The 21,511-nt window shown below is 53.7% G+C and carries 15 protein-coding genes; 4 read left to right on the forward strand and 11 right to left on the reverse strand.

Annotated features, from left to right (window positions below):
- The first annotated feature begins 168 nt into the window (after positions 1-168).
- Positions 169-1,212, forward strand: a complete 1,044-nt coding sequence (locus FOE74_RS06330; protein ID WP_149097748.1) for an isoaspartyl peptidase/L-asparaginase family protein — start codon at positions 169-171, stop codon at positions 1,210-1,212.
- Positions 1,213-1,497: 285 nt separating this feature from the next.
- On the opposite strand, the gene FOE74_RS06335 is transcribed toward FOE74_RS06330, so the two are convergent.
- On the reverse strand, positions 1,498-3,126 hold the full coding sequence (locus tag FOE74_RS06335; protein WP_149097749.1) for a hypothetical protein: 1,629 nt from the start codon (positions 3,124-3,126) through the stop codon (positions 1,498-1,500).
- A gap of 161 nt (positions 3,127-3,287) precedes the next feature.
- Between FOE74_RS06335 and FOE74_RS06340 the strand changes: the two genes are divergently transcribed.
- Positions 3,288-5,216 carry a hypothetical protein gene (locus FOE74_RS06340; protein WP_149097750.1) on the forward strand — a complete coding sequence of 643 codons (1,929 nt, stop codon included), beginning with the start codon at positions 3,288-3,290 and terminating at the stop codon, positions 5,214-5,216.
- 148 nt (positions 5,217-5,364) lie between these two features.
- Here the strand turns inward: FOE74_RS06340 and trxA are convergent, their stop codons facing one another.
- From trxA to dnaE, 3 genes are all read right to left on the reverse strand, one after another.
- Entirely contained in the window at positions 5,365-5,691 is a 327-nt protein-coding gene (trxA, locus tag FOE74_RS06345) for a thioredoxin (protein WP_149097751.1), read from the reverse strand.
- A gap of 645 nt (positions 5,692-6,336) precedes the next feature.
- Entirely contained in the window at positions 6,337-7,200 is an 864-nt protein-coding gene (locus tag FOE74_RS21445; protein WP_225840710.1) for an REP-associated tyrosine transposase, read from the reverse strand.
- A gap of 77 nt (positions 7,201-7,277) precedes the next feature.
- Positions 7,278-10,913 carry a DNA polymerase III subunit alpha gene (gene dnaE, locus FOE74_RS06355; RefSeq protein ID WP_149097752.1) on the reverse strand — a complete coding sequence of 1,212 codons (3,636 nt, stop codon included), beginning with the start codon at positions 10,911-10,913 and terminating at the stop codon, positions 7,278-7,280.
- Between the two features lie 327 nt (positions 10,914-11,240).
- On the opposite strand from dnaE, the gene FOE74_RS06360 reads away from it, so the two are divergent.
- A complete protein-coding gene (locus FOE74_RS06360; RefSeq protein ID WP_149097753.1) occupies positions 11,241-11,549 on the forward strand; it encodes a DUF3817 domain-containing protein in 309 nt (102 codons plus the stop codon).
- 54 nt (positions 11,550-11,603) lie between these two features.
- Here the strand turns inward: FOE74_RS06360 and FOE74_RS06365 are convergent, their stop codons facing one another.
- Together FOE74_RS06365 and FOE74_RS06370 are read right to left on the reverse strand one after the other, a co-directional pair.
- Entirely contained in the window at positions 11,604-12,500 is an 897-nt protein-coding gene (locus FOE74_RS06365; protein ID WP_149097754.1) for a cyanophycinase, read from the reverse strand.
- A 227-nt stretch (positions 12,501-12,727) separates the two neighbouring features.
- Positions 12,728-13,951, reverse strand: coding sequence for an SDR family oxidoreductase (locus tag FOE74_RS06370; RefSeq protein WP_149097755.1), 1,224 nt, complete (start codon positions 13,949-13,951; stop codon positions 12,728-12,730).
- A 422-nt stretch (positions 13,952-14,373) separates the two neighbouring features.
- Here FOE74_RS06370 and FOE74_RS06375 point away from each other — a divergent pair, with 422 nt between their 5' ends.
- Positions 14,374-15,717: an MFS transporter gene (locus FOE74_RS06375; protein ID WP_149097756.1), complete on the forward strand. Its 1,344-nt coding sequence runs from the start codon at positions 14,374-14,376 to the stop codon at positions 15,715-15,717.
- Between the two features lie 672 nt (positions 15,718-16,389).
- Here FOE74_RS06375 and FOE74_RS06380 read toward each other — a convergent pair.
- The 5 genes from FOE74_RS06380 to FOE74_RS06400 all read right to left on the reverse strand — a co-directional run bounded on the left by FOE74_RS06380 (position 16,390) and on the right by FOE74_RS06400 (position 21,478).
- Positions 16,390-16,773, reverse strand: a complete 384-nt coding sequence (locus FOE74_RS06380; protein WP_149097757.1) for a hypothetical protein — start codon at positions 16,771-16,773, stop codon at positions 16,390-16,392.
- On the reverse strand, positions 16,739-18,922 hold the full coding sequence (locus tag FOE74_RS06385; protein ID WP_149097758.1) for a LysM peptidoglycan-binding domain-containing protein: 2,184 nt from the start codon (positions 18,920-18,922) through the stop codon (positions 16,739-16,741). The genes FOE74_RS06380 and FOE74_RS06385 overlap by 35 nt, the downstream gene beginning before the upstream one ends.
- A 205-nt stretch (positions 18,923-19,127) precedes the next feature.
- Complete coding sequence (locus FOE74_RS06390) at positions 19,128-19,772, reverse strand: O-methyltransferase (RefSeq protein WP_149097759.1); 645 nt, start codon at positions 19,770-19,772, stop codon at positions 19,128-19,130.
- A gap of 362 nt (positions 19,773-20,134) precedes the next feature.
- On the reverse strand, positions 20,135-20,728 hold the full coding sequence (locus FOE74_RS06395) for a redoxin domain-containing protein (RefSeq protein WP_149097760.1): 594 nt from the start codon (positions 20,726-20,728) through the stop codon (positions 20,135-20,137).
- Between the two features lie 108 nt (positions 20,729-20,836).
- Complete coding sequence (locus FOE74_RS06400; RefSeq protein WP_149097761.1) at positions 20,837-21,478, reverse strand: 4'-phosphopantetheinyl transferase superfamily protein; 642 nt, start codon at positions 21,476-21,478, stop codon at positions 20,837-20,839.
- Positions 21,479-21,511: the final 33 nt, after the last annotated feature.

Genomic DNA, 21,511 nt, shown 5'->3' on the forward strand with positions numbered 1-21,511 from the left:
AGGCAGTTTTAGGAAAATCACGCCAGAAAGGAAACGATACCACCTACCCTCAGAAGGCAGACTTCGGCGGGAACCCTTCTTGTGGTGCCTCATCTAATTTTGCCGTCTTATCTTAAAAAGGGAAGAAAATAGCTACATTCGTCTGTTGCACATTAGCACGTTAGACCGATGAAAAAATTCCTTCTCTTTGCCTTTTTCTGCCTGGGATTCGCTTTGGCGGGATGGGCCCAGCAAGCCAAACAAGACTTCAGCAAGATTACCCTCGTGATCCACGGCGGGGCCGGCACCATTACCCGCAAAAACATGACCCCCGAAAGGGAGAAAGCTTATCAGGAGGTTTTGAACCAGGCCTTGCAGACCGGGTATGCCGTGCTCAAGAAAGGCGGTTCCAGCCTTGATGCCGTAGAGGCCACCGTACGGGTCATGGAAGACTCGCCGCTGTTCAACGCCGGAAAAGGGGCTGTTTTCACGAATGAAGGCAAAAACGAACTGGATGCCGCCATCATGGACGGCAAAACGCGCAAGGCCGGGGCCATTGCCAGCGTCACCACCATCCGGAACCCCATTTCCACGGCCCGGGCCGTAATGGAGAAGTCGGAACACGTCATGATGATCGGGGCGGGCGCCGAGAAATTCGCCAAGGAGCAGGGCCAGACCCTGGTAGACCCCTCGTACTTCCGCACGGACACCCGGTACCAGCAGTTGCAGAAAGCGCTGCAGCAGGACAAGGTAAAGCTTGACCACGCAGACACTACCAGCAGCATCCACAACGGCGAGAACATCTTCACCGAAGGCCGTAAATTCGGGACCGTGGGCGCCGTGGCTCTGGATGCGTACGGCAACCTGGCGGCCGCTACCTCTACCGGCGGCATGACGAACAAGCGTTACGGCCGCGTGGGTGATGCCCCCATCATTGGGTCTGGTACCTACGCCGATAATAGCACCTGCGCCGTTTCAGCTACCGGCCACGGCGAGTTCTTCATCCGGGCCGTGGTAGCCTATGACATTGCCGCCATCATGAAATACAAAAACGCCACTGTGAAAAAAGCCGCCGATGAGGTGGTGATGGACAAGCTGGTGAAGTTTGGGGGCGAGGGCGGAGTGATCGCGCTGGACAGAAACGGCAACTTCGCCATGCCGTTCAACTCAGAAGGCATGTACCGCGGCTACATCAACAACAAGAAAAGCGAAGTACTGATCTACAAAGATTAACCTTAAAAAGGGTTAGAATAGGGTAAGGAATAGGTTTCTGCACTCAAACTTCTCCTATTTCTAAGTGCCAGGACAAAATAAACTCTCTATTTTGTCATCCTGAAAGAAGCTTGTGGGTAAACTAGAAAGCTGTGACTCAAAGCCATTGCTGTTCGCCTCCGAGGCCCTTCCAGGATGATAAGGAGAGAAGGAAACATAGTTATTTCCGTCCATCTACTTAGAAGCTTAGTTGTACTGTTAAAGCGAAATTTTCCAAAAAAGAGGCCGGATGTACTTCGGCCTCTTTTAGTTGGAAGGGGTGGGTACCAGGAACAGCTTGACTTTGCCCTTCTGGTCAATCAACCGAGGCGAAGGGAACCGGGGCAAGATGTCTTTCTCCCGAAGCTTGATCATGAGTTCATGATTCTCCAATACCCCGTTGTTGATGAGCAGGAACACAGAGTCAACGGAGTGCGCCGCTAGCCCAGGGTAGGAAGCGTATTCCAGGAACGAGTAGTTCTGGGGCACCTCAAAGCCATAGAAGTAATCGAACTTGCCCAACAGCGTGGAATCCATAAGCACCACGTATTTTCCGTGGCCGTGCCGCAGGTGTTGGTCTACCATCTCCTTTTGCTCAAAATAATAAGACACGGTAGGCTTCAGGATAAAATAAACCGGCCTGATGCACAGCACCGCAGCCACCGCCAATAAACCCAGCCAATGCGGCCAAGGGCGGTTCCAGAGAAACAGCCCCAGAAAGAAAACCGCCAGGGGCAGGTACATCACCACCATGTTAGGGCTGGCCAGCAAAGCACAAATTCCCCAGAGAAGCGCCAATAGGAGCAGGGGGAGGCGTTGCGGCCAAATCCTTTCCACCGTAAGCCCTGCCACCAGGCAAAACGCCGGAAGCAGAGGGTGAAACATGCGGGGCACCAACGGCATGGGCTTATAGAAATCAACGGTAGCGGTACCAAACCAGATAGGCAGCAGCATGCCTCCCAGGGCGGTAAGCCAGAAAGCCAAGGGTGAGCTTAGGGACAAGAAATCCCGCGTTTTTCTCCCTAGACCTGCTAATCCAGCAAAGGCCAGCGGTATAGCCAGGCCAGACTCAACAAAGAAAAGGAACGGTTCATACGTGAGGCGCGGCAGCAGGGTAGCCGACCGAGTGTTGAGGTAGGCTTGCTTCGTTTCAACGGTATTGGTGGCCTGTATATCATAGAGCCTTTGCAGGGCATTGCCTGAAAACACCTTGTAAAGAAGAAAATAGCCCGCCAGCAACAAAATACCCGTGCCCGCAGCCATGGCCCAGAAGCGCAGGTTTTGGCGCCGCAACAGGTGGTAGAGGAACAGCGTCAGGTAGAAAGGGACGGTGTAGACAATGGTTTCCTTCGTGAGAAACGCCAACAGGTTCAAAACCGCGAAGCCTGCCCCCAAGTAGATTTCCGCCTTGGCCGTGGGCAAGGGGTTTCGGGCCTTGTACAGCACCAACAGGCAGGCCGTGGTGAAGAACAGCAGCACATTGTCGGGGTACAGGTAATTGGAGGTGTTGAGCTGGAAGTAGTACAGGCCCAGCAGCACCAGAACCCAGCAGGTGGCTACCGGGTGCTCTTTCCGGAAGGTGCGGTACAGCAGGAGCAGGGTGCCCAGGGTGCAGAGCAGGGGCCAGAGCGTGGTGGTGTACACGTTCATGCCCCAGAGCCAGTAGAAAAAGGCCGTGGGCACAAACACCAGGAACCGGTGGCAGAACGAGTAGTCGTCAAAGTGGAAACCGCCGTGCAGCAGTTGGTGGGCATACAGGCTGTAGGAGTGGTCGTCACTAAAATAGAAACCCTCGTGCTCGGCAAAAAAATAGGTGAGCGTAAAGGCACTGACCGCCAGAAACCAGAAAAGGGGCAAGGAAAGAAACCGCTGCAGGAATAGGAGAATTTGGGGCACCTGAAAGAAAATGTTGAAAGAAGAAAGGTCGGGAGAAAGTTCTCACAAAGCAATGCCTATTCCTTTGGCAATGGGGAATTTAGGAACGAACTTTGCGGGAAGGCACACGCGTGTAAGAATTACCGCGTTACTTAAGAACAGATACCAAAATACGTGCATTCATGAAGAAAAGCATTACCCGCTCCCTCCTGCTTTTTCTGGTGCTGTGCGCCTTCACCGGCCAAGCCCAGGACATGATCCAAACCCGCCTGGGTTACCACTATTTGGATAAATTTGAGTTTACCGATGAGTGGCAGTACCTTACCACGGACATGTACCTGCTCAACGCCGGCCAGTTTTCCAAGGTAATCAATGAGCTGGAACAGGGTACCACCAAGGCCCGCCGTCGCGATTACATCAACCTGGAGTCCCTTTTTATCTCGGCGCAGCTGAAGAACGCGAAACTGTTTGGCCAGGAACCGGTGGTGTACCCACTGTACAACTTCGCCTTTGAACCGGCCACCGACAAGAAGAACTACGCCTCACGCATCTCAGACAACATAGACGCCATCAGGATTATTGACAAGCTGCCCCTGGCTTCTGATGAGCGCAACATAGACGCCACGGTGCAGGCCCGGCTCTTCACCTCAGACAGCCGCGAGGTGTTCTTCAACATCATCGCCAACCAGCTCACCAACATTGCCAAGCAGATGTCGCCGCAGGCCGCCATGCTCTCCCTGGTAGGCGAGTTCGGGAACCTGATCAGGAACTCGGCGCAGCGAAAAGAGTACAAGTTCAGTTCTACCATACGGCTGTATGAGGGGCAGAACTTTGACACCCGGCTGCACTCGGTGCGGGTGTATGTTTTTGTGCCTTCTTTTGCCAAACTGCCCGCTTTACGCACACCCCGCCTCACCGAGCTGCTGAGCAACAGTCCGCAGGGCATCGAGCGGCAGAAACTGGAGGCGGCTCTTAACTACAAAGATTACCCGGTGCTGGTGGTGGCCAACTACAAGTCGTTGTATAAGATGGATGCCTTGTCGGGCAGTGACATCACCTCTGAAACCATTGAGCGCCGGCGCGTGCGCATTGAGCAGGCCTTCACAGCGGGCTTGGTCACCGAGGATGCCTACAAGCAGGAAAAGCTGTTTGTGGAGTTCCTGCGCAACTTCAGCGACCTGAAACAGAACCTGAACAACTTCCGCCTCAACTACAAGAACAACAGCCCGGAGGCGAACGCCAAAACGCTGTTCGCGGTGCTGCAGGACTATAAACGCCTCAGGACGCTGGCCAATCAGCGGGATCGCGAGTTCTCGCGCAACCACTCGTACCAGCGTATCTTCAAGGCCGAGTACAACACCATTCTGGCCAGCGCTGATTCTTACCTGGATTCTGATTTTAACCTCAAAAACGGCAAGGACATGGTCAACACCCTGCTGGACTTAGAGCAGGAAACTACCCGGTCGTATACCGTGGCCCAACGCGAGCAGTTCCTGAACAAGCTATACGCGGTGGAGTTGCCCAACCCGGAATTCTTGGCCAGCACGCTGGAAGGGGAAGGCATCTCGCGGCACCTGAACCGCCTGGAATCGGCGCAGTACAATGACCTGTACGCCAAGGAGGTCATCCGCCTGCGCGAACTGGCTCCTACTGAGGAAAACATCACCTTCCGGAACACGCTCCTGGAAAAAGCCAACGCCACCAAGTGCCGCAGCTGCCGCGAGGAAGTGAAGCAGGCCGCCCGCCAGTTCAACCAACGCCTGGAAGAACAGCAACTGGAAAAAGAGAAAAGCCGCCTACAGGAACTGAACGGCCAGGTGGAGCGCAAGATCATCGCCTACCTGAAACAGGACGATTGCATGGAAAACGCCTTCAAAACGCAATATCCCACGGAGTCCCTGCCTGATTACGTGCAGCGGCTGTATGAGAAAAAGCTGGAGCTCCGGAAACACGTGGCGGAGTTTGACCAACTGTACAAGTCGCCGCCCAAAGAGATGAAACTGGATAACCTGCGCGAACACAACCATCGGCTTTCCGGCTTCATACGGAGGCTAGACCAGGGCTACGCCGATATCTGTGCCGCCGAGAAAAACCTGTGCGGCTGCTCCTGATTACTAGCAGTCTTGGGCTTGTCAGGGATCTACAGCCTGATACCAGCGCTTACCCTTTCAGCCTTCTTTTTTCTGAAACAGCCCTAAAACAAGAAAGCCGCCCCTGGAACAGGAGCGGCTTTCTTTATAAAGGAATTGACAGGATAACTTACGCTAACTGGCTGTCTAATTTTTGAGCTAGAACATTTTTAGGAACGGCACCCACTTGTTTGTCTACCACTTGTCCGTTTTTGAAAACCAACAGGGTAGGAATGCTGCGGATTCCGAATTTAGCAGACGTTTGAGGGTTAGCATCCACGTCTACTTTTCCAATAACCACGCGGCCTTCATAGTCGCCGGCTAGTTCTTCCACTACCGGGCCTACCATGCGGCAAGGACCGCACCACTCTGCCCAAAAGTCTACTAGAACTGGTTTATCTGAATTGATGATCTCCTCGAAGTTGGCATCGGTGATCTCGATTGCTTTATGTGCCATAGTTATCTGTTGTTAAGTATCAATTTTGTTAAAAGAGGTGGTTCAAATTTAGAACCAAACCCAATGATAAAGTAAATCTACCGCTTTTGTGTCAGGTTTGTCAATATCCTGGAGGAAACCGTGGAACGGGAACTGTTCCCGGAAAAGCCAAAAGTAAGTATATCTACTGTTTCTCAGGGAAAAGGTTGGGACAGCGCCCCAAAGAAACAGGCGTGACAGAATGACCGCTTGCCCTTGCCCGTGAGATACTTGTGCGTCTCTTTGAAATGAGTTGGCCCATAAAAAAACAAGGCTTTTCTAGTAGAAAGAGGTGGAAGCCAACTTTAAACCGGAAAAGCCAAGAACCCGAAGGTTGAGACAAAGATAAGGATTTTAGATGGATGGTACAACGCGTTTTGGCCTGTTGCCTTGAAATTAGCCTAAAAACAGAGAAACCGCCGTTCGAGATTTAGCAAACCGCTGTTCTGGATTTACAATCCCGGACTTACCTGTGGAGATTTACCAATCCCGGTGCTGGCCAGTTAGGTAAGCGGGTGCACGGGGATTAGAAAATACCCGACAGAAGGCTTCCGGATTGGTAAATCCGGAAGCGCAAAGTTTTGAGGTAGAATCGCAAAGAGGAGGGAGGAGGAGGCCCTAAATAACTTAGTCTGGTAGTAGTACTTTTAGCAAGCCGGGCATGCCCGCATAGTCTTGGGCAGAACTGTAGAGGTAATGCTCGGGTTCCAGTACCCATTCTGCCCTCACCGGGTTTTGGTGGATGTAATTGAGTTTTTGCTGCAGAAATTCATTAGAGTGAATTTCTTTTGCTTCGTTCCCCTCCTGCCAGAATTGATGGTTGGTCACTTTGCTTTTCACGTTGGCCGGAAATTGAAACCGGTGTAGCATCCATTCCTTTCTGCTCTCGTTTTCCTTTTGAATGGCTTCTACCAAACTTCTGCTGGTAAATTTCTTGAAGTCCCGGAGAATGTTAGACAAGTGAAATCCTTCTTTGGCTGAAGCAATCAGGTGTAGGTGGTTGCTCATCAGAACCCACGCATAAATCTCCAAGCCTTTCTTTTCCTGGCAGAATTTAAGGGAATCAATTATGATATGCCGATAAACTGGGCGCGTAAAAACATCTACCCAATCCACCACTGTCAAAGTTAAATAGTAGAGATAGCCCTCATGGATTTTGTTTTTGATGCCCATGCAGAAACCTACGGTGCTGCCACTTAATCTGTTGTACCCAGACCGCTGTAGTTGCTGTAAGGTGCTTTTAGTTTTATTCAATTGCTGCAATTGCTGTTCGGGATTTATCAATCGCTGCTGTTGCTGCTGTTCGGGATTTACCAATCCCGAACCACTCTGTCGGGGATCTCCAGATCCCCGTTGCCCGCCCATTGAAAAAAGCGTGGGCACGGGGATTGATAAATCCCCGACAGAGAAATTCCGGATTGGTAAATCCGGAAGAGCGGATAGAGCAGACGGCGTGTTCGTTTTAATCCTCTTTTCATCGGAATAGCCCAAATATGGGAAAGCCCAGTTAAGAACATCTTCTTAACTGGGCTTTCCCTTCTTGCTAAGCGCTACGTGCTACCGCGAAGCTATATCAACTGACACGTCGCCACCTCCAACTCCTTCACGTTCTGCAAAAAAGTCTTCGGGTCAATTCTATATTTTCTAGAGAACAACTCCACCGCCAATCGTTCCCCGGGCTCGGTCAACACCAGTTCCAGCTTTTTCTGACCGGGGCTGGCAATGGCGGCCTCTTCCAGGCGGTCAATGAGCAGGGCGTTGATGTTGCGGATGTCAATGTCCATGCGTACGCCTTTGGCCATTTTCTCGGCTACGTCACTTAAAAGCTGCATAGAGAGTGGCTTCAGTTCCCACTGGTCTTCTGACTTATAGCGCAAGGTTACTTTGGCCCGGATGAACAGGTACATGCCTTCTTTTACGTAGGGCGAGAACTTCACGAAGTCTTCCCCAAACAAGGCCAGGCCCATGGTGTTGTCATAGTCTTCCAGAGAGAAGAGCAGGAACGGGTTGCCGTTTTTACCGGTGCGCATGACGACGTTGCTGATGATGCCGGCCACGTTCACGTCACGGCCTTTGAACTCCTCAATGCGGTCCAGGCTACAGGTGCAGTACGAGTCAATCTCCAGCTTGAACTGGTCCAGCGGGTGGCCTGACAGGTAGAAGCCAATCACCTCTTTCTCGCGGCGGAGCATCTCGGTCAGCGACCAGGGCTGTACGTCTGGCACTTTGGGCAACGGCATGTCTACGGCCCCGCCCCCGCCGAACAACGACTGCTGGGCGGCGCTTTTCTCGGCCTGGAACTGGTTCCCGAAGCGGACGGCCTTTTCCAGCAGGTTAATGGTTTCGCCAGGAGGGGTTTCTATGTACTGGGCGCGGTGGTAGCGTTCAAACGAGTCAAACGCCCCGGCCTGGGCCAGGCTTTCAAACGTTTTCTTGTTCACGGCACGCAGGTTCACGCGCTTCGCGAAGTCAAAGACATCGGTGTAGGGACCGGTTTTCTCGCGCTCCTCAATAATGGCTTCCACGGCAGCCTCACCGGTGCCTTTCACGGCGCCCATGCCAAAGCGGATTTGCCCCTGCTGGTTCACGTTGAACTGGTGGATGGATTCGTTCACGTCGGGGCCCAGTACCTGAATCTGCTGCTTGCGCGCCTCCTCAATAAAGAACGTCACCTTTTTGATGTCGTTCATGTTGTGGGTGAGCACGGCGGCCATGTACTCGGCGGGGTAATGCGCCTTGAGGTAACCGGTTTGGTAAGCGACAACGGAGTAGGCGGCGGAGTGCGAGCGGTTGAAACCGTACTGCGCAAATTTCTCCATCACGTCAAACACCTCAGAGGCGTGCTTGGCCGGAATATTATGAATCTCCTTGGCGCCGGCCACGAATTTCTCGCGCTCCTGGGCCATCTTCTTCATGTCCTTCTTACCCATTGCACGGCGGAGCAAATCCGCACCACCTAGGGAGTAGCCCGCCAGTACCTGCGCCGTTTGCATAATCTGCTCCTGGTACACCATGATGCCATAGGTGTTTTTCAAGAGCGGTTCCAGCAGGATGTGCGGGTATTCCACTTCTTCGCGGCCTTGTTTCCGGTTAATGAAGTTCGGAATGAACTGCATCGGGCCCGGACGGTACAGGGCGTTCATGGCAATCAAATCCTCGATGTTGGTGGGTTTGAGGTCTTTGAGGTACATGCGCATGCCCTCACTCTCAAACTGAAACGTACCGATGGTGTCGCCGCGCTGGTAGAGGGCGTAGGTTTTCTCGTCGTCCAGCGGAATGTTGTCAATATCAATCTCTACGCCGTGGTTCCGCTTGATGAGTGCCATAGCATCCTTCAGGATGGACAGGGTTTTCAGGCCCAAAAAGTCCATCTTCAGCATACCGGCACTTTCAATCACCTTGCCGTCAAACTGCGTCACCAAGAGGTCAGAGTCCTTGGAGGTGGAGACCGGAATGTAGTTGGTGATGTCATCTGGCGCGATAATCACGCCCGCCGCGTGGATACCGGTGTTACGCACCGAGCCTTCCAGCTTTTCGGCCAGCTTCAAAACCTTCGCCCGCAGGTCACTGCCATCTCTGATAGAAGCCAGCTCCGGTGATTCTATGAAGGCTTTGGCCAGCGTAGTGCCGGGCACCTCAGGAACCATCTTGGCCAGTTCATTGGCCTCAGACAAGGGCAAGTCCATCGCGCGGGCCACGTCTTTGATAGAAGACTTGGCAGCCATGGTACCGAAGGTAATAATCTGGGCCACCTGCGTTTTGCCGTACTTGTCTACCACGTAGTCAATCACGCGCTGGCGGTTCACGTCATCGAAGTCAATATCAATATCGGGCATGGACACCCGCTCCGGGTTGAGGAAACGCTCAAACAGGAGGGCGTACTTAATGGGGTCAATGTTGGTGATACCCACGCAGTAGGCCACGGCAGAACCCGCCGCCGAACCCCGGCCCGGACCCACGGCCACGCCCATGCTGCGGCCTTTGTTGATGAAGTCCTGGGTGATGAGGAAGTAACCCGCAAAACCCATGGTCTCAATGATGCCCAGCTCGTAGTTCAGGCGCTCCTCCACCTCCTGGGTAATCTCATGGTAACGTTTCTTGGCGCCCTCAAACGTTAAGTGCCGCAAAAACAAGTCGGCGGTGGGGTGCTCCGGAGGAAGCGGGAAGTTGGGCAACAGGATATCGCGCTGCAGCTTGGGCGGCGTAATCTTGTCTACTATCTCGTTGGTGTTGTCCACGGCAAAGGGCACATCCGAGAACAGTTGGTTCATCTCGGCCTGGCTCTTGAAGTAGAACTGATCATTCGGGAACCCGAAACGGTCTTGCGGGCGCGGTTTCTGCTGTTCTTCCTCAATGCGGTAGAGCATGCGCCGCACGTTCTCGTCGTTGCCATAGGTGTTCCGGATGTTGGTGAGCGTGTCGTAAATCACCTCGCCGCTGCCCGACATCATCCGGAAATACTGCGTCTGGAAATCACCCACGGGTACGCTTTCCTGCTCACCGGTGTTCACGCACAACAGGATGTCGTGCGCGTTCCAGTCGGTCTGCTCTACGTAGTGCGAGTCATTGGTACAGATAACCTTGACGTTGTACTTGATGGCAAATTTGAGCAGCACCTGGTTTACGTCTTCCTGGCTCAGGCCAGTGCCGTCAATGTTCATGAGCCCGTGGCGCTGAATCTCAATGTAGAAATCCTCGCCGAACAAATCCAGCCACCACTGCAGAAGTTTCTCGGCCTCTTCCTCGCCTTTCCAGAGAATGGCTTGGGGCAGTTCGGCGCCAATACAGCAGGAAGTGGCAATGAGGCCTTTGTGGTATTTCACCAACAGTTCCTTGTCAATGCGCGGCCATTTGCTGTACAAGCCGTCAATGTAGGAGTAGGAGCAGAGCTTGGCCAAGTTCTGGTAGCCTTCCTGGTCTTTGGCTAGCAGGAGCTGGTGGTGGCGCACGTCTTTCTGCTCTTTGGTGAAGGTTTTCTGGTGCCGGTCATTCACCAGGTAGAACTCGCAGCCCACAATGGGTTTCACGTTGTACTTGTTGGCCTCGGCCACGAAGTTGAACGCCCCAAACATGTTGCCGTGGTCGGTCATGGCCACGGCTTTCATGCCATCAGCAGAGGCCTTTTTCATGAGTCCGCTGATGCTGGCGGCCCCGTCCAGGAGCGAATATTGGGTGTGGGTGTGGAGGTGGGAAAAATCTGGCACAGCGGTAAAGAGTCTAGAGTTCTGAGTCTTGCGTCCTGAGTTGAAAAGAAACCCGAAACGGACTACGAAGTTACAAAATAAACACCGGAAGCCGGCCGAAAAGTTGCGCTACGGGGAGGGCGAAAAAGGCTTGTTTTTTGAAAATGAGGAGATAAACAACTGGGGTTTCAGGCCTGTTTTTCAGGAAGCGGTGCAAAAACAGGAACCCTTGGTACTTGGCCGGGAAAATAGCGGCAGGAGCAGCTTTTCAGGCTCAGAGAAGGGGAAAAGCCTTGGGTTTCAGGGCTTGAGGCGGTACCTTTGGCCTTTCAACGCTCTTCTGTTCTTATGAATCTCTCCTTAAATAACTCCTTGGGCCGTTTTCGGCTGGTAGCCATTGTAGAAGGCATTTCTTACCTGGTTCTGTTGTTCATTGCCATGCCCATGAAGTATCTGGGCGGTATGGAAACAGCGGTGAAGTACCCAGGCATGGTGCACGGGGTGCTGTTTGTGCTTTTCGCTTTCCTGTTGCTGCAGGTCTGGATTGAGTACCGGTGGTCTTTCAAGAAAGCGGCCGCCGCCTTCTTCTGGTCACTGGTGCCGTTTGGGACTTTCTACTTTGACAAGCAAATCGCCCGGGACCAGCCCAACCGCTAACGTTTATGTTTCAAGCCTGTTTACCCCTAAACGGGCCTGAAACACTTCTTTGTTTTATTGGAGCTGGAGCCTTTCATAGGCGGGAATCAGGTAGGTATCCTCATTGCCCAGTAAATGTACCCGCAGGCCTTTGGCCGTGAACGGTTGCCCGTTCTCTATCTCGTAGATGTTGGACTCGGTGATGCCCATGCCGTCTACCACGGTTACCAAACCGCTGCCCACCACCTCCATTTTTCCGCCATCGGTCACCAGAATGGCGGTGTCTTCCTCTAACCCTATACCAATGCATTCTGGGTTGGTGCAGATGGCCTGGGTCATGCGCACAATACGACCCCGGGTGAGAAAGTGCGTGTCTATGGCCACATTCTTCAGGAACTCCAACCCGGTGGTCATTCTTACATCTCCTTTGATATAGCCGCCCTGCGATTCCCCTTCATAGATCATGGGGGTAGACATGGCTGCGGCGCCGGCGCTGGTGCCGGCAATGATGATGTTGGAATAAATGTAGCGTTCTTTCATGGCCTGGAGGGCATCAGAGCCGCCGAAGATGGCGGTAAGGCGCAATTGGTCGCCGCCGGTGAACATGATGCCCGCCGCGTTTTTGATCATCTCCAGGTATTCTGGCAGATTGGCGTCTGGCCGGTTCCTGATATCCGCTACCTGCACATTGGTGACGCCCAGTTCCTTGAAGAGGGTGACGTAATCCTGGGATGATTCTTCAGGGATCTCAGAGGCGGTGGGGATTACCAGCACCATGGGGTTGTCTCCCCGCAGCTCGGCCACAAACCGTTTCAGGACCTGCTCACTGATGAAATTGATGTTCTCTGGCTTCTCGTCAGGTTGTCCTTCGCCTTTGTCTTCTTTGCCACCAATGGCCAACAGTTTTCCTTTGGGGATAATGCGGTTTAATTTAGCCGGGGTAATAGCTGTTTGTACCTTTTTCTTTGTCATAGCCAAGGGGTTAAGCAAGAGGTGGGTCTTCTGGGAAAGAACTGTGAAGTTGTTCCATATACGCAAGGGAGGGACTTTGGTGGAGGAGAAGCGGTGCTACCAAGCCACACCGTTTATGGTTCCAGAAAAAATACTCATTCAGCATAGAAAAGGGTGTTCCCGAAGTACCTATTCTACTTGGGAACACCCTTTCACTGGCTGTGGGTCATGTTTCTATTGCGGGTGCCTTACCATCTGGTATCCTCTGCATCACCATCACCTACCAGGCCAGAGCTTCGGCCGGTTCCTAAATGCGTATCCTGACCAGTATAGGTATCATCACCTAAGTCACGGTCATAGTTAGGATACCGCTCGCTTTCCAGCAGGGTAGTTTGGGTGATGGTGGTGTCTGTGCTGGCATAGCTGTCCTCTTTTTTAGGCGTGTTGCCCTTTGGGAAGCTGAGGTTTTTCAGGGCTTTTCTGTTAAACAGGGCATAAACGGTGGCGCCTGCCGCCGCAAGAATGGCACTGGTGGCTACCGGGTGCATCACGGCGCGGGTGTACAGGCTGGTTTTCATCACGTAGCCTTTGTGGTTGCCGCGCACGTTGCCGGCGGTGGAAGGCTGGTGCAGAGAGCCGGCTTTGTTCACCGGCGGCTCGTCTAGTAATTGCTCTTTGCTCATGATCTTGGAGCTGATCCAGTCCATGGCGCCTGGGAACCGTTTGTTCAGGGCGCTCATGGCTTTGGCGCCGCCGCCTACCATGATGTCGCGGTGCGGATGCACGGCCGCGTGCAGGATGGCGGCCGCTACTTCCTCTGGCGTGTACACCGGGGCCGGGAGGGTGAGGGCTTTGTCGGTGTAGTTTTTGGCGTGTTCTGGGTAAGGCGTATCAATTCCGGCGGGCTTGATCAGCGTGACAGACACCGGGGCTTTGTCTTCCATGAGCTCTATGCGCAGCGCGTCTGTATAGGCTTTCACCGCGTGCTTGCTGGCTGAATACATGCCTTGCAGCGGGATGGCGATGTCAGAAACCTCGCTGCCCACGTTGATGATGGCGCCGCCTTTGCTTCTCAAATGCTGAGCCGCTATCTGCGAGCCATACACCACGCCCCAGAAATTGGTGTCAAACAGGCGACGGTTGTCTTCATCGCTCACCTCGTCTAATCGCCCGTAGATAGAGACTCCGGCGTCATTGATCCAGGTGTCAAAGCCCCCGCATTCCTGCAGGGCCACTTGGGCTATCCACTGCACCTCCTCTTTCCGGCCTACATCGGCCACGCAGTGGAAGGCTTTTCCGCCCTGACTTCTGATTTCCTGTTCTATCTCTAGCAAGGCTTCCCGGTTACGGGCGGCCAGCACCACGGTAGCGCCTTTCTTGGCCGCGGCCAGGGCGGTGGCTAGCCCTATGCCGCTGGAGGCGCCTGTAATCACGATCACTTGCTCTTGGAGGGGTTTCAAAGAATAGTTCATGCCTTTTTTTGTAGGTTATTGGTTCTCAAAAAGTTCTCAGTGATTTCTTACGAAGGTAATTTTTAGAAGATGCGGGAAGGGCGTAAAGGCCTCGGCCTAAAACTCTTCCTTCCTCCCTAATGCCAGTCGCCAGGGCGGCCCTTGGCTACCAGGAAGCAACCCCTCTGCCAGGTAGAAGCCCTTTTTCCTCAAGCCTTTGGCGGGATAAGAGACCGAGGGTAGATTGATTCTGGTATCCGAAAAATAGGCTGGAAATAAACCTGCGTGAAGAAAAGAGATTAGGCCTGGGCCTTGTTTTGGCAGCCGTTTATGGAAAGAGCGCCTGAAAACGGCAGGGTGGGGAAGAGGCAGCAGAACAATTGCCAGAACATAGCAGGGCATTGTGTGCGTACATAGGACCGGCCTCCAAGGGCCTGATGTCCATGGAAGAATCCTCCCTTACCCAAAAGACTTCCCGCCTGGGCGGAATGTTCCGCGCACTACAGTACCGCAACTACCGCCTGTTTTTTATGGGGCAGGGTGTTTCGCTCATTGGCACCTGGATGCAGCAGATTGCCATGAGCTGGCTCGTGTACCGCCTCACCGACTCGGTGTTTTTTCTGGGCATGGTCAGTTTCGCGAACCAGATTCCGTCTTTTCTGCTGGCCCCGTTTGCAGGCGTGATCTCTGACCGGTTCAACCGGCACCGTGTGTTGCTGTTCACGCAGTTCCTGCTACTACTGCAAGCGGGTACCCTGGCAGCTCTGGTGCTGACCCATACCGTCACCGTTCCCTACATCATGGCGCTGGGGGTGTTTGCGGGGGTAGTAAACGCGTTTGACATGAGCGCCCGGCAATCTTTTGTGGTGCAACTGGTGGAAAAGCGGGAAGACCTGAGCAACGCCATCGCTTTGAATTCCTCTATGTTCAACATGGCCCGTTTGGTGGGCCCCTCCGTAGCGGGTGCCATCATTGCCACGGTGGGCGAAGGCCTGTGTTTCCTGCTTAACGCACTCAGCTATTTTGCCGTGCTGGCCTCACTGCTTCTCATGCGCCTGCCCCGCCAGGAGCGGCAGAAACAAGATACGCAGGTCCTTAAATCATTGGGCGAAGGCTTCACCTACGCCTTCGGGTTTGCGCCCATCCGCGACCTGCTCCTGCTGATTGCCACCCTCAGTCTGTTCGGGATGCCCTTTACGGTGCTCATGCCGGTCTTCGCCCGTGACGTGCTGGGGGGCGACGCCGGTACCCTGGGTTTGTTGATGGGGGCTTCCGGGGTAGGGGCGCTTCTGGGTGCCTTGTACCTGGCCTCTCGCAAGTCGGTGCTGGGCCTGGGGCGCGTGATCGTGGTGGCCTCGGTACTGTTTGGCCTGGGGCTCATGGCTTTTGCCCTTTCCCAAACCATGGTGTTCTCTTTGCTGGGCATTTTTGTGGCGGGGCTGGGCATGATCCTGCGGATGGCCTCCACCAATACCTTGCTCCAGACCATTGTAGACGATGACAAACGGGGCCGCGTCATGAGTTTCTATTCCATGGCGTTTATGGGCATGGCGCCCATTGGGAGCTTGTTGGCGGGTTGGGTGGCAGAGCAAGTGGGGGTGACGTACACTTTGCTGGGTTGCGGTTTTATCTGCCTCCTGAGCATCATCCCCTTCGTGCTGAACCTGCCCCACACCCGACCCTTGGTGGTTCCTATTTACCAGCGGCTGGGCATTCTGCCCGAGATTGCCCAAGGGCTACAGACGGCTTCCACGCTTTCTTCTCCGCCGGAGGGAGGAAAGATGTAAGAAAGAGAAGTGAGAGATTTTTGCCTTCTTGTTTTGGAATAGGTATTGGCCCATTCAGCCAATGGGAAATTTTCTGTAAGATCTATATTGCCATTTATGGGTTTTTCTCCTTTAGGGTCTTCTGTAGAGACCAGGCACTGCCTTGTCTCACGTTCGCAGAGGAAAACCTTTTCCTCTGGATGAACCGTCATAGCTGGGGTGCACTTTAGCATTTTCGTCTGCTCTTCTTTCGGCTTTTTGCATTTAAGGTATGCTTATGTGCATGCATTTGGTCCTTGCTGGCGTAGCGAGTGCATTTAGCGAGGCCCTTATGCCGCCTGGTTGCATTGCTGCCCTCCGTGCGCTCACGGCCGCGAGGCCCCGTCTTCCCCGCTCGCACTGCCCTTTCGGCCTGAACAGTCTGTTTCTCTTAGCATGTGTCTATCTATGGCCAAAAGCGAGGCGCGCTCGGGAATGACTGGAACAGGGAAAAGTTAGGAAAGGTGGTTATATAGACAACTGTAGAGACCAGGCACCGCCTTGTCTCTTACGCATTCCTTTCTCCTGCAAAGGTGTTCCCTTCCTGGGAAAGATGGCGGTGGTAGACCTCACAGGTTTTGAAAACCTGTGAGGTCTTGGCTCCCCTTTATGGCGCGGATTTATTTCCGTGCCTTTCCCTTCCTGTATTGTTAGTCACGGAAGTAAATCCGCGCCATAGTAGAAACCTTTCAACCTTAGCCGCCTTTCCTGACTCATATACAATCCTTCCCCCAACAAAATTAACCCAGGGTTCAAGTTTTCAACTTGAACCCAAAATGCCTGAAGTTTGAAACTACAGTGAGGCGACAGCCTCAAAAAGAACAACACAACCGGACAAACCTGAAACCCCAGGCCTAATAGCAAAATGGCAACAAGAGCTGACAAAAGTGAAGCCTTAGAATGTCCTTTTATGGCCTGATTTTCAAAAAGTCCCGCTAAAAGAGAAGGGCCAGCTTTTAACGCTGGCCCTTCTCTTTTATGCAGGTGAAAGAAAATATGAATTTTATTTCTTCGGTTTGATGAGGAGGCTTTCGCCAATGCTCACGTTGTAGTCGGTTTTGTTGTTCCACTCCATGATTTCCTGCAGGGTGACCCCGTATTTGCGGGAGATGCCATACATAGACTCACCGGGGGCTACTTTGTGGGTAACGGTATCGGTGGGGGTAGCAGGGGCAGGGGCGGTGGTTTCCGTTTGCGCGGCGTTTTCTGAAACCGGGGCAGAAACGGTTAATTTCTGTCCGATGGAGATGGCGCCTGTGCCCAGGCTATTCCAGGTCTGCAAGTCTTGCACTGATACGCCGTATTTGCGGGAGATAGAGTAAAGCGTCTCACCGGGGGCTATAGTGTGCGCGCCTGAAGCAGGCTGGGTGGCCGAAGAAACCGGGGCGGCGGTAGCAGGAGCAGGCGTAGCGGCAGGGGCAGTAGCTGGTTTGGCCGAAGTGGCGGAACCGGTGAGCACCAATTCTTTGCCCAGGGCCAAAGGCGCGTTCACCTCCAAGTTATTCCAGGCCAGAAGGTTTTCCATGGAAACGGAATACTTCTTGGAGATGGAATACAGGGTCTCGCCTTTTTCTACTACGTGGCGGTCAGCAGCAGATGTCGCTGATACCTGTACGTCATTGATCACCGCTTCTTCCGGGGCTCTGCGCTCTAAAACCGGAGCTGGTTTGGCCGTGGCCGCTGGTTTCTTGGCCGGATAGGCAGCAGCGGCTTCTTCGCCCTGCGGGGTCTTCTTTACATACGGGGCAGCGGCTGGGTCTTCTACTTCCACGCTCACGGCACCTGCTTTAGGGGTGCCTGCAGCTGGTGTCTTGGTGGTGGCTGGTTGGGCAACAGGGTCTAATTTCAGAGACAAGATCTCTTTTGGCTCTTCCTCTTCCTCCAGCGGTCTGATCTCTACCGGAATGCTGGTAGGGCGGGTTTCCTGCAGCCACACCACGCGGCCTGGTTCCAGGGTCTCTCCCTTTTGCATGCGGTTCTTGGCCAATAATCTGCTCAATTTGATGGCGTATTTCTGGGAAATATCATGCAGGGTTTCGCCGCGCTGAGCTATGTGGAACTCCTTGTCTTTGGCTTTGCCTCGCTTGCCCTGTACGTAATAGGTTTGGCCCGCCTCAATTTGGTCTGTGCTCTGCAAATCGTTCACGCGCAGGAATTTGCTGGTAGAGATATTCCCCTGCAGGGCCAGCATGTCTTTGGTGTCACCGGGTTGGGCTACTACGGCTTGTGGGGTGTAGGTGTTGTTCAGCTTCGCTTTCAGCGTGTGGAAGAAGCCTTTGATTCTGCCTACGCTGTCTTGCGGTTTACGCACGGCAGCTGTGGTGATCCTGGTTGATTTCCTAACTGGTCCGGCCGCCTGGGCCAGAACGGGGCGCGAAACCCCGGAAACATAGGGTATCATCACGGTATACTCTTTGTCTGATGGTACCGTGGAAGCCATGAGCCATTTGTTGTAGCGTTCCACCTCGGCGGCATCTGCCTGGGCGGCCATGGCTATCTCCATCAAGGTTTGGCCAGGGGTGGCTTTTACCGGCTGCAGGGTAATGGTGGGGTTGGGGTTTTTGCCGATGGCGTTCTCATAGGCCACTTTGTGCGCCAGGAAGGTAAGCAGGTATTTGTTTGTCTGGCTCGTGACCTCCATTTTCTTGGCCCCAATGTCTGAGGTTTTGGTGAGGGCTTTGGTACCGTTGAGGCCTTGGTAGTAAGACAACAGGGAGTTGAACCAATTCTTGTAGTAGGCGTTGCTGCGCAACAGGTACTTGGCGGCCCCACGGCTAGACTCAATGATGTGCTTGCGCTCATCTACCAAACCGTTCACCCTGATTCCCAGCTCCGTGGCTGACCCTTCCTTGAACTGCCAGAAACCTACCGCGTTAGAGGTGGAAACTGCGTCTGAAACCAGGCCGCTTTCCTGCAAAGCCAGGTATTTAAAATCGGTGGGCACGCCTTCCTGCTTGAACGCCTGCTCCACGAAAGGGAAATAGGCATCGGCCAGTTCTACCTTCTTCTGGAAGTAGCCCGGGTGCTTGATCAGGGCATCCACCAGCTTCTGGATATCGGCGCGCGCTTCATCCTTGATCTGCAGGTGGATGTCAGCGAAATACAGGTTATTGGGAACTACGGGGTTTTGGGCTTGCGCTACCAGACACAACAGGCTGAGTAACAGGAGCGATAAAGATTTTTTCATCTATTTATCGTGGGAAAGGTAAAAGAATAGTAGAAAACCTATGTTCTAGTAAAGTTGGAATTGCCGTGGGCTAAATAGCTAACCGGTAATGGGTTGTACTGGTAGGTTCTATACAAAGTAGTCGATTTTGACAAGGCGAAGGAAGCAAAGGGCCCGTAAAAATTTATCCACGGTCTTTTCCACGGGCTTATCCACAAGTTGTGGATTACTTTTTACGGGCCACCAGAATACCGTCTCTGATGGGCAGGAGCAGGTTTTCTACCCGTGGGTCTTCGTGCACCTTGCGGTTGAAGTCCAGCACCAGCTCGGTGTCTTTGTCTAGGCGGGGCCGGAATTTCTCTACCACCTTGCCGCTCCAGAGCACGTTGTCAATGAGGATAAAGCCGCCCGGGCGTACTTTGTCCAGTACCAGGTCATAGTACAGGCCGTTGCTTTTCTTGTCGGCGTCAATGAAGACCAGATCCCAGACTTCGTCTAAAGTGGGAATCACGTCAGCGGCCTGGCCCAAGTGGAGTTGTATCTTTTGCTCCAACCCAGCCTCTGCGATATAGCCGCGCACCATGTCTTCCAGTTCATCGTTCACGTCAATGGTATGGAGCACCCCGTCCTCGGTTAATCCTTCGGCCAGGCACAGAGCCGAGTAGCCGGTGTAGGTGCCAATCTCCAGAATCCGGCGCGGCCGCAGCATCTGCGAGAACATGGCCAGGGTGCGCCCCTGCAAGTGTCCCGAGAGCATGCGCGGCTTCATCACGTTCAGGTGGGTCTCACGGTTGAGGCGGTGCAACAGCGGCGTCTCTGGGGTGGTATGGGCCTCGCTGTAGGCATTCAGGGCTGGGTCCAGGAAATCCATCTTTTTAATTAAGAATTAGGAATTAAGAATGACAAAGGTAAAACCGTGGATTCTTAGAAGTCCTTTTTTTGGGCTGTTTTCTGAAAACATGCCTAAAACAGTAGTCTGGTTTGACCTTTGTGGCAGCGGATTTTTTGCGTTGGAAGTAACGTATGACCACGATTCCAGAAGGTAGGGGCAATCCCTTGTGGTTGCCCTTGCGTCTGCCTCTGCAGTACAAGTTGTTGGTGAGAACACTAACCACGGCGGGTAATCTATCAATCAACCTGCGGCAAAAAGAAAAGCCTGCCGCAGAAGCAGCAGGCTTGTTCTATGATTTCCGATTCTAAGGCTTTTTCTAAAAATAACCCCAGAAACCGGGTTTAGAACCGCTTGATCAGACAACCGGTGGCCCGGCGTTCGGCATTTGCCACGGATCGGCCAGCTAATAAGGCATCTAATGCCCCTGCCAGATAGCGTTCTTTCACGTAATTCTCAGCCTGCGGATTGTCGTCAATGGCGCCTTTGTAGCGGAGGTAGAAACCGTCCGGGGAGTTTTGGAGCACAAACACCTCAGGAGCCTTGGTGGCCCCGAACTGCTTGCTCAGTTGCTGGCCTTCGTCAATGAGGTATGGGAAGTTCTGGGTGCTGGGGCGGTCTGGTTGGGCTTTGTCGGTTTGGCTGCCTTCTTCCAGGCCAATGGTGGTATTTACGTAGACAAAGCGCGCGCCTTTGCCGGCATAGTTCTGGGATAGGGTTTGCAGGCGGCCTTCATAGAGCCGGGCATAGGGGCAACTCACGCTGGTGAACACTACCACCAGCAAGGGGGCGTCTTTGAAGTTGGCCAGTTCCACCGCCTGGTTCTGGGCATCTTTGAGGGTGAAATTCTCCACCTTTCCGCCTACGCGGTAACCGGTTTGCGCAAAAACAGTGCTGGTCAAAAGCAGGGCGAGGAAGAAGGTAAGGTATCTTTTCATAGTGGTCAGTTCAAGGTGTAACAGCAGGTTGGCCTTTTAGGGCTATTTCCTGAAAAAAGGGAGTAAAACGGCAGTAGCACCGGCCCCATCTGGGCAAGAAAGCGATTTTTACAGAGAAGCCAGCACGTACGTCAGCACAAACGCCGGGTGCACCTCATAGTGCACGTCGTAATTTTGGTCAAATGACTCGGTGCAGATGCGGCCGGTAAAGGTGCCCGACGGTTGCCGTTCAAAGTCTTGCAGCCGCAGATTCTCTTGGAAGTCCAGCTTGCGATGGCGGTACACTTTGTAGAGCGTTTCCTTAGCGCTCCAGTACAGGTGGGCTTTCTCGGGGTCTTCTGCGACGGCGGCCAATTCTTCCTCGGTCAGGAAGCGGGGGGCCAGCCGGGGGGCTTTGGTTCCCAGTATTTCAATATCTATGCCAACTCTGTGCGAGCCCGAAACCAGCGCCCCCACCCACGGCCCCGAATGCGTGAGCGAAACCTCCCAGCCCTCCACCGAGCAAGCCGGTTCGCCGGTTGGCTGGGTGTGCAGCGACAGGGGCGGGGCGCCCAGCTGGTCTAGCAGGGTATAGGCCAGCACACGCGCCGCCAGCCATTCTCTGGTGCGGCTTAATGCTTTGAACGCCGGTATCTCATGGCCGGGCCGGCGGGAAAGCAACTGTTCGCGTAGCGCCTCCTCGGGCTCTTCTACCTGCCAAAGTCCAAGAAGCGAAATGGAAGACAGGGGCTTGGGTGGAAGGAGCGGCATAGGTACAAACGGAAGAAACGGTTATTGGGCTGT

This window comes from Rufibacter glacialis (assembly GCF_008271745.1).
Classification (GTDB): Bacteria; Bacteroidota; Bacteroidia; order Cytophagales; family Hymenobacteraceae; genus Nibribacter; species Nibribacter glacialis.

What these genes read in the sequence shown, in the direction of transcription:
- FOE74_RS06330 (WP_149097748.1), top strand. Translation starts at nt 169, where the DNA reads ATGAAAAAATTCCTTCTCTTTGCCTTTTTCTGCCTGGGATTCGCTTTG.
- FOE74_RS06340 (WP_149097750.1), top strand. Translation starts at nt 3,288, where the DNA reads ATGAAGAAAAGCATTACCCGCTCCCTCCTGCTTTTTCTGGTGCTGTGC.
- trxA (WP_149097751.1), bottom strand. Translation starts at nt 5,691, where the DNA reads ATGGCACATAAAGCAATCGAGATCACCGATGCCAACTTCGAGGAGATC.
- FOE74_RS06360 (WP_149097753.1), top strand. Translation starts at nt 11,241, where the DNA reads ATGAATCTCTCCTTAAATAACTCCTTGGGCCGTTTTCGGCTGGTAGCC.
- FOE74_RS06365 (WP_149097754.1), bottom strand. Translation starts at nt 12,500, where the DNA reads ATGACAAAGAAAAAGGTACAAACAGCTATTACCCCGGCTAAATTAAAC.
- FOE74_RS06370 (WP_149097755.1), bottom strand. Translation starts at nt 13,951, where the DNA reads ATGAACTATTCTTTGAAACCCCTCCAAGAGCAAGTGATCGTGATTACA.
- FOE74_RS06375 (WP_149097756.1), top strand. Translation starts at nt 14,374, where the DNA reads ATGGAAGAATCCTCCCTTACCCAAAAGACTTCCCGCCTGGGCGGAATG.
- FOE74_RS06385 (WP_149097758.1), bottom strand. Translation starts at nt 18,922, where the DNA reads ATGAAAAAATCTTTATCGCTCCTGTTACTCAGCCTGTTGTGTCTGGTA.
- FOE74_RS06390 (WP_149097759.1), bottom strand. Translation starts at nt 19,772, where the DNA reads ATGGATTTCCTGGACCCAGCCCTGAATGCCTACAGCGAGGCCCATACC.
- FOE74_RS06395 (WP_149097760.1), bottom strand. Translation starts at nt 20,728, where the DNA reads ATGAAAAGATACCTTACCTTCTTCCTCGCCCTGCTTTTGACCAGCACT.
- FOE74_RS06400 (WP_149097761.1), bottom strand. Translation starts at nt 21,478, where the DNA reads ATGCCGCTCCTTCCACCCAAGCCCCTGTCTTCCATTTCGCTTCTTGGA.